13 protein-coding genes are annotated in these 13938 nt (G+C 42.7%); 7 read left to right on the forward strand and 6 right to left on the reverse strand.

The features are described 5' to 3' along the window. The first annotated feature begins 143 nt into the window (after positions 1 to 143). The 3 genes from ACL6C3_RS02570 to ACL6C3_RS02580 all read left to right on the forward strand — a co-directional run bounded on the left by ACL6C3_RS02570 (position 144) and on the right by ACL6C3_RS02580 (position 2805). Positions 144 to 986: an SDR family oxidoreductase gene (locus tag ACL6C3_RS02570; protein ID WP_413165077.1), complete on the forward strand. Its 843-nt coding sequence runs from the start codon at positions 144 to 146 to the stop codon at positions 984 to 986. 85 nt (positions 987 to 1071) lie between these two features. Continuing rightward, entirely contained in the window at positions 1072 to 2256 is a 1185-nt protein-coding gene (gene tnpB / locus ACL6C3_RS02575) for an IS200/IS605 family element RNA-guided endonuclease TnpB (RefSeq protein ID WP_413168243.1), read from the forward strand. A 351-nt stretch (positions 2257 to 2607) separates the two neighbouring features. Next, positions 2608 to 2805, forward strand: coding sequence for a hypothetical protein (locus tag ACL6C3_RS02580; RefSeq protein ID WP_413165078.1), 198 nt, complete (start codon positions 2608 to 2610; stop codon positions 2803 to 2805). A 179-nt stretch (positions 2806 to 2984) separates the two neighbouring features. On the opposite strand, the gene ACL6C3_RS02585 is transcribed toward ACL6C3_RS02580, so the two are convergent. After that, positions 2985 to 3494: an MAPEG family protein gene (locus ACL6C3_RS02585; protein ID WP_413165079.1), complete on the reverse strand. Its 510-nt coding sequence runs from the start codon at positions 3492 to 3494 to the stop codon at positions 2985 to 2987. Between the two features lie 397 nt (positions 3495 to 3891). On the opposite strand from ACL6C3_RS02585, the gene crtO reads away from it, so the two are divergent. Then, complete coding sequence (gene crtO, locus ACL6C3_RS02590; RefSeq protein ID WP_413165081.1) at positions 3892 to 5586, forward strand: beta-carotene ketolase CrtO; 1695 nt, start codon at positions 3892 to 3894, stop codon at positions 5584 to 5586. A 215-nt stretch (positions 5587 to 5801) separates the two neighbouring features. On the opposite strand, the gene ACL6C3_RS02595 is transcribed toward crtO, so the two are convergent. Continuing rightward, entirely contained in the window at positions 5802 to 6701 is a 900-nt protein-coding gene (locus ACL6C3_RS02595; RefSeq protein ID WP_413168244.1) for an ATP adenylyltransferase family protein, read from the reverse strand. A 210-nt stretch (positions 6702 to 6911) separates the two neighbouring features. On the opposite strand from ACL6C3_RS02595, the gene dusA reads away from it, so the two are divergent. Next, entirely contained in the window at positions 6912 to 7916 is a 1005-nt protein-coding gene (gene dusA, locus ACL6C3_RS02600; RefSeq protein WP_413165082.1) for a tRNA dihydrouridine(20/20a) synthase DusA, read from the forward strand. Between the two features lie 165 nt (positions 7917 to 8081). On the opposite strand, the gene ACL6C3_RS02605 is transcribed toward dusA, so the two are convergent. Together ACL6C3_RS02605 and ACL6C3_RS02610 are read right to left on the reverse strand one after the other, a co-directional pair. Then, a complete protein-coding gene (locus ACL6C3_RS02605) occupies positions 8082 to 8291 on the reverse strand; it encodes a TOBE domain-containing protein (protein ID WP_413165084.1) in 210 nt (69 codons plus the stop codon). Between the two features lie 383 nt (positions 8292 to 8674). After that, complete coding sequence (locus ACL6C3_RS02610) at positions 8675 to 9631, reverse strand: 3'(2'),5'-bisphosphate nucleotidase (RefSeq protein ID WP_413165086.1); 957 nt, start codon at positions 9629 to 9631, stop codon at positions 8675 to 8677. 282 nt (positions 9632 to 9913) lie between these two features. On the opposite strand from ACL6C3_RS02610, the gene cpdA reads away from it, so the two are divergent. Continuing rightward, positions 9914 to 10747 carry a 3',5'-cyclic-AMP phosphodiesterase gene (cpdA, locus tag ACL6C3_RS02615; protein WP_413165087.1) on the forward strand — a complete coding sequence of 278 codons (834 nt, stop codon included), beginning with the start codon at positions 9914 to 9916 and terminating at the stop codon, positions 10745 to 10747. A 69-nt stretch (positions 10748 to 10816) separates the two neighbouring features. Here the strand turns inward: cpdA and ACL6C3_RS02620 are convergent, their stop codons facing one another. Further along, positions 10817 to 11902 (reverse strand): class I fructose-bisphosphate aldolase, encoded by a 1086-nt coding sequence (locus tag ACL6C3_RS02620; RefSeq protein ID WP_413165088.1) that lies wholly within the window; start codon positions 11900 to 11902, stop codon positions 10817 to 10819. 171 nt (positions 11903 to 12073) lie between these two features. Next, positions 12074 to 12391 (reverse strand): hypothetical protein, encoded by a 318-nt coding sequence (locus ACL6C3_RS02625; RefSeq protein WP_413165089.1) that lies wholly within the window; start codon positions 12389 to 12391, stop codon positions 12074 to 12076. 770 nt (positions 12392 to 13161) lie between these two features. Here ACL6C3_RS02625 and ACL6C3_RS02630 point away from each other — a divergent pair. Then, positions 13162 to 13743 (forward strand): COP23 domain-containing protein, encoded by a 582-nt coding sequence (locus tag ACL6C3_RS02630; protein WP_413165091.1) that lies wholly within the window; start codon positions 13162 to 13164, stop codon positions 13741 to 13743. The last annotated feature ends 195 nt before the right edge of the window (positions 13744 to 13938 follow it).

Raw genomic sequence — 13938 nt, forward strand, 5'->3', positions numbered from 1 at the left:
GTAGACAGATTAAAAGAGTTTCTATTTATACTTGAGATGATTGAATTGGGAAGATAATTTCAACCCTCTCTCTATTGATTGTTATTTTTCCAAAATTGTTCTATTTTCTTGAAAAGAGAAGATTTGCACAGAGACAAACGATTATGACTTCAACAAACTCATCAACAGACCGAGTATTAGTTGCGGGTGCGACGGGTGGCGTCGGTCAGCTTACTGTGGCTAAACTGTTAGAAAAAGGCTATAAGGTTCGGGTTTTAAGTCGCAGCGCCGAAAAAGCGGAGAAAATGTTTAAAAATCAAGTTGAGGTGGCTGTCGGAGATATTCGTAATCCTGATAGTTTACCTCCGGCGGTAGAGGATATCTCTGATATAATTTGTTGTACGGGAACGACGGCTTTTCCCTCAAATAAATGGGATTTTGACACCCTGCAACAGTCAACCGGACAGCAAAGTTGGTTAGAATGGCTAAAAATCTATTTTGATAGTGAGCATCGCCGCAAGAATGCCAACAACAGTCCGGAAGAAGTAGACGCCGAAGGGGTGAGTAACTTGGTCTCGGCGGCACCGAAAACCCTGAAACGGTTTGTGTTCGTGTCTTCCTGCGGCGTCCTGCGAAAAGAACAGTTTCCCTACAGTGTCCTCAATAGTTTTGGGGTGTTGGATGCCAAACACAAAGGCGAAGAAGCGATAATCACATCAGGACTCCCTTACACTATTATTCGACCCGGACGCCTCACTGACGGTCCTTATACCTCCTATGACCTGAACACGTTGATGAAAGCGACGACGGGGGGAAGGTTAGGCGTTGAGGTGGGGGTTGGGGATAAACTGACCGGTCAAACGAGTCGGGTTGATGTGGCGTCGGCTTGTGTGGAGTGTCTGAGTATTCCCGAAACGGAAAATCAAATTTTTGAACTGGTCAACAAGGGCGTTAAACCCGACAACGGGATAAACTGGACGGCGCTGTTATCAAAAAATTGGGTCTAAAACCCCGTCCTTTAGCGTAGCGGAGGACGGCTTGACATTGTTGCCCAGATGATTTACCATAGTTAATATAGTTTGGTAAGCAAAACTGTTAAAAGCATTCAAGTATAGAGTCTATCCGACCAGCGAGCAATCAGTTTTGCTCGCTAAGTCGTTTGGCTGTGCAAGATGGTTTTACAATTACGCCCTGAACTTAACATCTGAAACCTATAAGCAAACTGGAAAAGGGTTAAGTAGAAACGAGATAATTAAGCTTCTACCTTCTCTCAAAAAAGAGTATGAATGGCTAACCGAAGCACCATCACAAGTGTTACAACAAGCCGCCCTGAATCTTTCCAGTGCTTTTCTTAATTTCTTTGAAGGTCGGGCTAAATATCCTAACTTCAAGAAAAAACAAAATAGACAGTCAATTAGATTCCCTCAAGGTTGTAAACTGAAAGATGATGTTTTGGTATTACCTAAAATTGGTAAGGTACACTGCAAAGTCTCACGCCAACCAGAAGGAAGCTTAAAGTCGGTTACGGTTTCAGTTAATCCATCAGGTGAATATTTTGCTTCGGTCCTTTATGATGACGGTAAAGATTTACCACGAAAATCAGCAGAAGGAAAAGCTATAGGGATAGATGTGGGACTAACCCATTTTGCTATCACATCGGATGGCACTAAACATGGCAATCCAAAGTTTTACAGAAAACATGAAAAAAGATTGGCAAGAAAACAAAAACAATTAAGCCGTAAGCTAAAAGGTTCTAACAACCGTAATAAAGCTAGAGTAAAAGTTGCCAAGATTCACGCTAAGATTGTTCGATGCCGAGAAGATTTTCTACACAAGCTAAGTCGTAAATTAGTTGACGAAAACCAAGTCATAATAGTAGAAAATCTAGCAGTTAGAAACATGGTGCAGAATCACAAACTAGCCAAATCAATTAGTGATACTGGTTGGGGTCAATTCTGTACAATGTTGAAATATAAGTCCGAATGGTTTGGGAAAACCTATATTGAAGTTGATAGATTTTTCCCGAGTTCAAAGACCTGTAATAACTGCTTAAATCGTGTAGATAGTCTGAGTTTAGATATTCGTAGCTGGCAATGTCCTAAATGTAGAGAAAACCACGATAGAGACATTAACGCCGCCAAGAATATTCGAGATGAAGGTTTACGAATTTTGACGGTAGGGCATACCGCTACTGCTTCGGGAGGGAGAGTAAGACCAAGTAAAGGCACTGCTTTTACAAGGCATTTCCCCGTGAACGAAGAATCCCCACGCCTTTAGGCTGGGGAGTGTCAACGAACCTCGGTTAAGGGAAAGGCAACAGGCAATCTTGCAAGAGGCAATCTTGCAAGAGCGCGGGTTCGCGGGCGGCGGGCGCCCAATAGTCGAGAGCAAAGTTCGCGATCTTAGGCAAAAGGCAAGAGGCAATTCTAAACTTCTGACTTCTGACCTGACGACTTCTGAGTTGTTCCATCTTCCCTATTGTCTACCGAAAGTGACTTCCATCACTACTGTTTACCTGTTGAGTTCACTCGATTTTTTCCATATTCTCACCGAACACTGACAAGACGAGTCACTTCGCGAAATTTGAAAACAGGGGATTATAAAAACATCGAGTTCAACATTTACCCCATGCCTCAAGTTAACTTACTTCCCGGAGCCATCAACGAAATTATCGCCTCTGTCGCTGACAGCCGAAGCCTCACCCAAACTGACCGTTACGGGTTAATGGCGGCGATGCTTGATGAGTCTTTGAGCGAAGACGAACGTCGCTCTATTGATAGACTGTTACGCTCTGTGGTCAGAGGTCGGGTACAAATTCAAGGTTAAATTGTTGCCACCAACTTAGTCTACTTAACCCCTGCACTATGAACTCGATACTAATAGTGCGGGGGTTATTTTTTTTATTAAAAAATCCTAGTAAATTTCTTTTTACAAAAAAAATTCAGTGTTAGAAACTGGGTTTCTTGCTATTTCGTTGAGTTTTGATGAAGTTAAACCCCGGCATTTTAAACGGTGAAAAAACTCCCGATAACGCCATAATATACGCAAGCGCCCGCACCCAAAAGGTAAACAAACCAAGTCAGGAAAAAACCAATCCCACGACCGACAGAAGGGCCGTAAGTTGCTGTGACTCCCCAAGCATGGGCAATTCGTCCAATGGTTAGTGCAGCACCCAACACCCAAAGTAAAGCACTGGGGGCGGCCATTAACTCCAATGCCAAGATAAATAATAGTGCCAAAGGAACATATTCGATAAAGTTTCCGTGAGCGCGAATTTGGCGTTGTAAAATGCCGTCATCTGCCTCTTTTGTCGCGATTAGTTTTTGGGTAGATTTTTCAATTAATGCAGCCCAGGCGTTAGGATTTTCGAGGTAGTTGGGTTGAGTTTTGACTTCGGATTTTGAGGCTCCATGCCAAATTCGGGTGCGAGTTCGCTCCATCACAACTTGGTAGGAAAGTACAAAAGCAATCAATCCGTGAATACCAATAAATAAAGTTGTAATTGGAACTGACATAAGGAGTAGTTATACTAAGAAAAGGATTTCAGCTTTTAGAATTAAACTTTACCAATCAATGAATAAGCTGTCAACTCAGTTGAATGGGATCTCGTTGATGGTTTTCACAAGATGACCGACCGGGAGAGTATTGGAGTAGCTCGCGTTGATCGTGCTACTGTTAATAAAGTTCGTCATTGGTTGTCCGATCCGAGCGGACTGAATGCAGTCTATCTAAATATAGATCTCAGCCGACCCATTGATTGCTTACAATGCAAGAGATCATTATAGTCGGATGAGATTTGTCCGCTGATAGAATGTCTTGAGCAGAGATGATCGCCAGATCGAAAGATGCTTGAAAGATTATTTTCTGCTACCCTCTCTTACCTTCTAATTCACCTTAATTAATGAAATAAACATGGAAACTTACGATGTAATTATTATCGGTGCCGGTCACAATGGTTTAACCTGTGCGGCTTATTTATTAAAAGCGGGATATAGTGTTCTGCTGTTAGAAAAACGCTCGGTTCCGGGCGGTGCGGCGACGACGGAGGAGGTGTTACCGAAAGAAGCGCCCGGGTTTAAATTTAACCTCTGTGCGATCGACCATGAATTTATTCATCTGAGTCCGGTTATTCAAGAACTTGAACTGCATAAATATGGTTTAGAATATCTATTTTGCGATCCGATTGTCTTTTGTCCTCACCCGGATGGTAAATATTTTTATGCTCACAAATCTGTTGAACAAACCTGTGCAGAAATTGCCCGTTATTCTCCACAAGATGCGGAACGCTATCGAAATTTTGTAGATTTTTGGCACCGGTTTATTAGCGCAGCAGTTCCGATGTTTAACGCGCCGCCAAAATCTATTATTGATATTGCCCGAAATTACGACGGTCACAAGTTTAAAGACTTATGGTCGATCATTAATTCAGTTGAGAAAAGCTTGGACTTTGTTCGCACGATGTTAAGCAGCGCTGAGGATGTTTTAAATGAGTGGTTTGACTCGGAATTTGTGAAAGCACCTCTGGCGCGTTTGGCTTCAGAATTGGGCGCTCCTCCGTCTCAAAAAAATCTGGCTGTCGGTGCGATGATGATGACGATGCGACACGATCCGGGTATGGCTAGACCCAAAGGCGGAACGGGTGCTTTAGTGCAAGCTTTGGTGAATTTAGTTCAAGCGAAAGGGGGTAAAATTTTAACGGAACAATCTGTTAAAAAGGTGTTGGTTGATAATGGCCGTGCGGTCGGTGTTCAGGTGCAAAATGGTACTGAATATCGCGCCACAAAAGGGGTTATTTCTAATATTGATGCCAAACGTTTGTTTCTGCAATGTATGGATGAAGCGGATGTGGATGCTGCCGATCCAAACTTGCGCCAACGCTTAGAACGTCGTATCATTAATAATAACGAAACCATTCTCAAAATTGATTGTGCTTTATCGGAAGCTCCCCGCTTTGAACATCACAATCATCGGGATGAATATTTAATCGGTTCGGTATTGGTTGCGGATTCTTTTAAACAGGTTGAAATTGCCCATCACGACTGTTCTATTGGTAGAATTCCTGATTCCGATCCGTCGATGTATGCGGTTGTTCCAACGATGCTTGATCCGACGATGGCGCCGTCGGGAAAACATACGCTTTGGATCGAATTTTTCGCGCCTTATCAAGTAGAAGGGGCGGAAGGAACGGGTTTAAATGGAACGGGATGGACTGACGATTTGAAAAATAAAGTTGCGGATCGGGTTTTAGATAAATTAGCCGATTATTGTCCGAATCTCAAGCGTTCAATTATCGCCCGACGGGTGGAAAGTCCGGCTGAACTTGGGGAACGTTTGGGCGCTTACAAGGGGAATTACTATCATATTGATATGACCTTGGAACAGATGGTTTTCTTCCGTCCTTTACCCGAATTAGCCAATTATCGCACCCCCATTAAAGGATTATATCTTAGCGGTGCGGGAACTCATCCGGGCGGTTCTATCTCGGGAATGCCGGGTCGAAATTGTGCGCGTGTGTTTATTTCTTCTCAACAACCGTTCTATCACATTTTAACTGAAGCCGGACAGTCTGTTCAATCTTTGACTAAATCGGTTTTAGGAATTATTTAGTTGCAGAAAAACCCGGCTTTTGAACGGTTTATTTCGGGATAAAAACACTGCGTAAAACTTCACCAACATCTTGCAGAAAAACCCGGTTTCTTCGAGAAACAGGGTTTTTGAAGTTTATTTAAAAATACAAACATTGCGTAAAACTTCACAAACATCTTGCAGAAAAACCCGGTTTTTTTGAAAAACCGGGTTTTTGTAGTGGGTTTTTGAACGGTTTATTTCGGGATACAAACATTGCGTAAAACGGTAAACGGAGTAATCTCTTTGAGGTGTTGCAGTTGTTCTTCTGTTTTCACCAACATCGCCCCACAACATCCCAAAGAATTCACTAAAATTCCTTCAAAACTTTCTTGAACTCGCGGAATTAATAGCATCCATTCTCGGGTGATCATCAAATTATAAGCGGCCGATTGTTTGCCCACCATGCCATTTTCTCCGTGTATCCCCACTTTCGCTAACAGATTATAATAATACTCTAAAGTCGTGGCTGCGGCATCTTGGGGAGAACGAACTAAAAGCGGATCGAGGCGAATTAAAGCATGAATAAAAGGCAGTTGGGGACAGTTACCAATAGCGCCCAAAAATTGCGCGGAATTAATCGCGGGTTCGATGGGAACTTTGACACCGTTGGGAACCAGGGGAAGCTGAACCAGTTGGAGATGTTTGTGTCGTTGACTGGCGCCGGCGTCGGCACCGGCATTGTAAAAAACAAATCCATCAATTTCGGCCAAACCCATCCACAAGGCTTCAAAATCTTGCAGGGTTAATAAATTTTCCTGGTGTTCAAATTCCCGCGTTACAATTAATAAATGATGATCGACAACATTATATTTATTCAGCAAACATAAATGGGTTGGCGATAAATCAGCGACAAATAAATCTTTTTCGTAGGGAAGAAACGGATTAAAGGGTTTTCCTGAGGTTTCAGATTTTTGGTTTTGTTGTTGTTTGGCTTTCTCTTTTCGTGCTAAATTGGAAACAATCCGTACAAAGAACAAAATGCCATCCTGTTCGATAAACTGATATTCGGTGGGGATAGACTGAAGCGCACCGCATTCGAGTGCAAATTGGGTTTGTTCCTGAGTCCGTTTCCAGAGTGTACCGGGTTGCAACATCATGGAACTCTTTTCACTAAACGACAAAAATCATACTAAGTCTATTATCGCCTAAAATTGAACCAATCGCAGCAACAGGACTGACCCATAAACCCGGTTTCTGTACATCAATTTAACCGGACCGTTGTACACTCAGAATAAACCGGGTTTTTTCGCCCAAATCTGCGGAAATCAAAACTAACTTTTCTGCTGTCTTTTGATATTGATCCGATGAGTTCAACTTCCCAATTGTTAACGCCAATTTCTCTAAAAAATCAAGTTTATCCGTTGAGTGTTGCGCCGATGATGGATCGCACCGATCGCCATTTTCGGTATTTCATGCGCCAAATCACCCGACGGACTTTATTGTACACCGAAATGGTGACTTCTGCGGCAATTATACACGGCGATCGCTCAAAACTTTTAGGCTTTTCCCCCGAAGAAAAACCCCTGGTTTTACAAATCGGAGGAGATCAACCGGAGGAATTAGCAATTTGTGCGGAAATTGCCGAAGATATGGGTTATGATCAGGTGAATTTGAATGTCGGATGTCCGAGTTCACGGGTACAAAATGGCAATTTTGGCGCTTGTTTGATGGCGCAACCGGAGCGGGTCGCCGAAGCGGTTTCTAAGATGCAAAACCGGGTAAAAATTCCGGTAACAGTTAAACATCGCATCGGAATAGACGATCGCGATCGCTATGAAGATATGGCGAATTTTGTAGAGATTGTTTCCGGATCGGGTTGTCAACAATTTACGGTTCATGCGCGGAAAGCTTGGTTGCAGGGTTTAAGCCCAAAAGACAACCGAAATATTCCCCCGCTACGCTACGAAGATGTGCATCGGTTGAAGCAAGAATTTCCCCATTTGTTGATTGAAATTAATGGGGGGTTGACGAATTTTTCTCAGGTTCACGAACAGTTAAAATCTGTGGATGCGGTCATGATCGGACGCGCAGCTTATGATAATCCTTATTTATTTGCAACAGCCGATCGCGAATTTTATGGGGAAGAAACAACCCCTTTAACCCGTCATCAAGTTGTCGAAGCGATGTTTCCTTATTTGGAATATTGGCTGAGTCGGGGTGTGAAATTAAATAGTATGATGCGCCATGTCTTACAACTGTTTACCGGACAACCGGGAACCAAAGCTTGGAAACGTTATCTAAGTGAAAACGGTTGTTTGGCGGGTGCGGGTGTTGAGGTGGTGCGAGAAGCGTTAACTCAAGTTCCTTAAAATTAGGATTGATGTTAATTTGTAGGATGGGTTGAGAAAACCCAACAGGAAACCGGAGAATTGATATTAATTTGTAGGTTGAGTTGAGAAAACCCAACAAAAACCATCATAAATTGGCTGCAAGTTCCACTTAACCCAACCTACAATTTGATCGCGATCTAACGGCTAGTCAACTGCTAAGATCACATTGCTCGCTTTGATGACTGCATAGGCTTCTTTGCCTTCAGAGATACCTAAACTTGCCGCAGATTCTTTAGTAATGATAGAAACCACTTCAACGCCGGGAGCAACTTCCAGAACGACCTCTGTATTAACAGCGCCTTCGTGTACTGCTTTAACGGTGCCTTTTAGAGAATTTCTTGCACTAATTTTCATGGATTCACCCTCCTTATTTTATAACAGGGGTCTGTTTTTTTTGAATAGCTTAAACAGACCATTACCAAAATAAGACTATAGCATAAATCCAGAAAGATCAAATCTTAAATTTTTGTTGACTCGATGCCTGTGAAATTCTAGACGGTTCGATATTATGTCCGGTTGATTAATTCTGTTTGGGGGTGGGGCGGGTTTAACTCAATCTCGGAGTGGTAGCAAAAATCTCGTAGAACCCGCCCCTACGCTTGGGGTTATTGATTAGTTGAAGATGATATGACTCAAAAAAAAGGGGGAAAGTACCCTTTACTCCCCCCAGTTAAAATGGTCAAATTGTCAAGCGAAAATGTTATGAATTCTCCATGAAAACTTGAGAATAATTCCGACTATTTCAAGGCGGCTAATACCGTATCGTGAATAATGCCATTGCTAACAATTACACCCTGATTATCTAACATCTTCGGCCCGGAGGCAAAATCTAACGGTTTACCATACATATCCGTAACGCGCCCCCCCGCTTCTTCGACCACGATCGCACCTGCGGCATGATCCCAAATATTCTCGCGGTAGTTGGGAGACTTGGGAGAGGGTAGCCGCAAATAAAGCGCCGCCTGTCCTGAGGCCACCGCCCCGTATTTGGCTTGAGAGTCCATCCGCACTGAATCAGCTTTAATTCCCACCGCTTGGGCGATCGCGTTTTGTCGATCCTGATCGCCGTGAGAAGATTCCACGCTTTCGACAAAGCGCATATTTGCGGTATCATCGGCTTTAACGACCCGAATCGGAGTTTCTTCGGCCGTCGCAAAGGGCATCATCATCGCCCCTTCACCCCGAACCGCCATAAACAGCATTCCGGGGGGATGATTCGGGACGGGATAAGCCGGACAAGCCATCACCCCGACTTTCACTTCCCCATCTTCAATTAAGGCCAAGGCGATCGCATATTGATCTTGTCGCAAAAAGCCTTTCGTCCCATCAATGGGATCTAACGTCCAAAAACGCTGGCCCACTTGACCATTTCCCCGATCGATCCAATTGATCACCTGTTCGGATGTCGCGTCTGCAATCTCACCTTTAACATATTCGGTGACTTTTGTCAAGTTATCCGCCATTTCCGGCTTGCGTAATTCCGTCGCGTCTTCTTCCCCGACAATGGGATCGTGAGAAAAGACCTCGCTAATGGCTTTACAAATAATCGCCTGCGAACCCAAATCCGCTACGGTGACGGGGCTTTTATCCCCTTTTTCCATTGCGGGGGGAATATCCTTTCGGACTTGTTCACACAATTTGGCGGCCGATAACGTGGCTTGAATTGCAACTTGTTTTTCGCGATCGTAGGACATATAGACTCCTGCTGCTCTCCATATCGAGTATAGCCGCAGTTTGAGAAAATCATTGAATTTTTATTTTCAACTTCAATATTCATCCGGTTATGAATTCTATAATCCGAGATATAAATTAAACCTTTGCAGAGTGATAAAATCAGCTAAACCACAGATCGGGGTGCGATTGCGACCCAATAAAATTTAAAAAAAATCTGTGTACCTCTCCAACCCTCCGAACAATTTGATACACTCAAGTTTAACACAAATGTGTTTCGAGAGAAAAAGTTATGGTCGAGGTTAATGATGTCTCCAACTCTGCCGTTAAAAGTTGTTCAAATTTCCGATAATCATCTGTTTGCGAATCCCGATGAAAAACTGATGGGTTTAACCACTGCGGAGTCTTTGGCTGCGGTATTGAATAGCATTCGTCAGCTTAAAATTAATCCGGATGTTTTTCTGATTACGGGGGATTTATCCCAAGATGAAACTGCCGAATCTTATGAATATTTGCGAGGGTTAATGACACCTTTTAATATTCCAACCTATTGGATACCGGGAAATCACGATGATGTCTCGCTGGCGGAATCTGTTCTTTGTCAAACCCCGATATCGGCAGAGAAAGATTTGATCATGGTAAATTGGAAGTTGATTTTACTCAATAGTCAATGTCACCGAAAAGTTTATGGTGAGTTAACCTCTGAGTCTTTAAATCATTTAGAGTATCAGTTAAAACAACATCCCGAACAACCGACGTTAATTGCTTTGCATCATCCGCCTTTAGACATTGGATCGCGGTGGATGGATGAAATTAGATTGCGGAATGCTGAGGATTTTTTTGCGGTAATTGATCGCTATTCTCAGGTTAAAATAGTCATGTTTGGGCATATTCATCAACAGTTTGAAACGACTCGGAACGGGGTTGTTTATTTGGGTTGTCCTTCGACTTGTGTACAGTTTAAACCCCAAGAAGCGGAATTGACGCTTGATGAGGTTGCGACGCCTGGGTTTCGGATTTTAACGCTTTTTCCCAATGGGGATTATCAGACCGAAATTCAACGCACAAATTATCAATTACCAACCTATCCCGACCCTGAAGTTCTTCGGGCGATGTTGGCTAAAAGTGTGGCGATGTAAATCAAATTTCAAAAGTCCCGGTTTTTTGAAAAAACAGGGACTCGGTACTGTTTTAATTAAACCAATGAACTAAGCAATGGTGACTTCTGAAGACAGATAAACATCTTGAATGAGATGAAAGAGTTTAACGCCTTCAGAAAAGGGACGCTGAAATGTTTTTCGACCGGAAATTAATCCGCATCCCCCCGCTCTTTTGTTAATCACCGCAGTTCGGACGGCTTCCGCAAAATCACTTTTTCCAGAAGCACCACCGGAGTTAATTAAACCATTACGACCCGCATAGCAATTGAGAACTTGATAGCGAGTTAAATCGATGGGATGATCGCTTGTGAGGTCGGAATAAACTAACTTATGAGTGCGACCATATTTTTCACCGAACGCCTGAGAAACGGCTTCGTAACCGCCATTACATTCGGGTAATTTTTGCTTGATAATATCGGCTTCTAGGGTAACACCCAAATGATTCGCTTGACCGGTTAAATCGGCCGCCAGGTGATAATCTTTATCTTGTTGTTTAAAGGCATTATTGCGAAGATAACACCACAATATTGTTGCCATTCCCAGTTTGTGAGCGTGAGCAAATGCTTGACTGACTTCTCGAATTTGACGGCCAGATTCGGGAGAACCAAAATAAATTGTTGCTCCGACTGCAACGGCGCCTAAATTCCAAGCTTGTTCGACATTTGCAAACATTACTTGGTCATAAACATTCGGATAGGTGAGGAGTTCGTTATGGTTGAGTTTGACGATAAAGGGAATCCGATGAGCGTATTTTCTTGACATCATTCCCAACACGCCTAAGGTGGTTGCAACCGCATTACAACCGCCTTCTATTGCCAGTTTGATAATATTTTCGGGGTCAAAATAGAGGGGGTTGGGTGCAAAAGAAGCACCGCCCGAATGTTCGATTCCTTGGTCAACAGGTAAGATAGAAACATAGCCTGTATTGGCGAGTCTACCTGTTGAATAAAGTTGTTGAAGACTTCGTAAAACTTGCGGATTGCGATCGCTTTGAGCAAAAACTCGCTCGACAAAATCCGGTCCGGGTAAATGTAATTGCTCTTTCGGATATTTGGCTTGGTAAGTCAGTAGGCTTTCGGCTTCATCTCCTAACCAAGATTCAATGGAAGAAGGGTTAGATAGAGTGACAGTCATAATATTAATATTTGATCGGGACTACTCAAGAGCAACTCTTTTCAAGATTTTAGCAATAAACTTGGCAGAATTCAAGTTTATAAGCTTTATTTCAACTTTCGCGAACTCCGGTTCTGCTGCCGACTGAAATAGCAGTCTTTCTATTACAACAGAACCTATTTTATATGCGATTTATCGATAGGGATCGCGACATTGGGTATAAACGACTTCCAGATCTTCTCCTTCTTCTGCCGCTTCTTCTTCTAGACGATCAATGCGTTGACCGCGTGCATTTTTAGCCTCTAAACGAGTGGTTCCACTGGCACTCTCTCGTTCCCATCCAACCTCACCAATTTTATATCTATAATCGCAGATAATCGACTGTTGAGTTGGTGAATCGAGAGCTTCTTGTTGCTCCATCTGCTCCGTTTCTCCGAACTGTGCGAATGCGGGTAAACCCAGATTTAACCCGACAAAAGCAATAGTTAGACCGCTTAAAAAATTTTTCATACTCTTCTTCTCCAGACTCTTTATTTTTAGGTTTTTCATGTTTTTTAACCTTATCTTAAATTTATAGTTAACATCACTATTCTTAATCCTTCTATGGATAGAACAATTCCTCCACCTTTAGATAGAAAAGAAATTTGATATTTTTGGGTTAATAAAAACACTCGGGGAAACCGAAAACACCGAAACCGTAGAATGTCCTAAGCTTTAATTGGAGTAAAATCAAGTCTTTTATATTTGTTTGCTGCATTTTACTAAAATTTTACTAAAAAGGAAAAATTTTCTCTGATTTAACTTTTTTAGATTTTTTTTCTTCTGGGAGAGGAGTAGATTTTGACAGCAGTACATGACTAGAGTTGTGCCAACTGTAAACCACCAAACGGTTGTTTTTGATGGGTTCGGTGAGTGAGTTCGATTAAAAACCCGGTTTATATTGAGAAACGGGGTTTTTAACCATCCTATTCGATCTCCAGGGGAACCGAAGGCCAACAGTCTGACCCGGGAGTGAGAATCTGCGATCGCGTTTCGGAAGGCGGAATGGCTTGACAAGCCGGGTGTTAACCCACAGATCCCGAGGAAAACAAGAACATTCGTCACCTCCGTTATGTGATCCCCCTCACTTTTTGATTACTTTCCCCTTACCTCCAGACCGAGATCACTTTGGAACACATCACTTTGTTCTTACTGACAGGGACTCTGATTCTGCCGTACCTTAAAGAGTATCGCAAAGCCAAATAACTCCTTGCTCTGACATCACCACGAGGTAAACAAACATGAAAAGCACCATCAAAGCATTCGTCGCATCGGCCATCATTACCGCAGGATTAGTCGGTACCATTTCTCAAGTAGAAGCCAAGCCTTCTAATACTTATGTAAGAGATCGGGTCGTTTTTGAAGTTGTAGAAATCAACGCCGAAAAAAACGAATATGGTACCGTTCCTATGGTGGTTCGTGAAACCTATGACTTGGATAATCCCGATCTATTGGGTGACTATCCTGTTATTGATACCCAAGTCGTTCAAGTCGGTTCTGAACCGTTAATTATCTGGAGAGAAACCCTTTCGTCTAGCGATCCTAAAGGTTCTTATACACCAGAACGTCGCGCTCATGCTGTTAGCACTCGCTTAACAAATTTAGCGGAATCTTTAGGAATTGACACTCTAGAAGAGATGTATCAAGCTGGAGTTGTCAATAATGAAGTTGTAATTTTTGCTTCCCAAGAAGCAGGTGAAGCTAACACGGATAATGTAGTCTTCACTTTATCCCCTGGAAACCGCGATCAAGGGGACGTCTTTGTTGAACATATGCAAGAATACGGAAATGGAACGGCAAGTGGTGAGCCGCTCTACAACTAAAATTCAGGTGCTTATTAAATGGGAGTTGTACTCTAGTTTCCGTATTATTTGAGTTCAACAAGCAACTCCCATTTTTTTCTAAACAAAGCCCATGCTTAAGCACAGTTTTAGAGGAGTGAACAATGTTAAGTACAGTCGGCCTATTCAATCCTATTCTTGAAATTGGTAGGTGGTTTCTACAAGCGGTTCAAACGC

The sequence above is a fragment of the Capilliphycus salinus ALCB114379 genome (assembly GCF_047276495.1).
Taxonomy (GTDB): Bacteria; Cyanobacteriota; Cyanobacteriia; order Cyanobacteriales; family Microcoleaceae; genus Capilliphycus; species Capilliphycus salinus.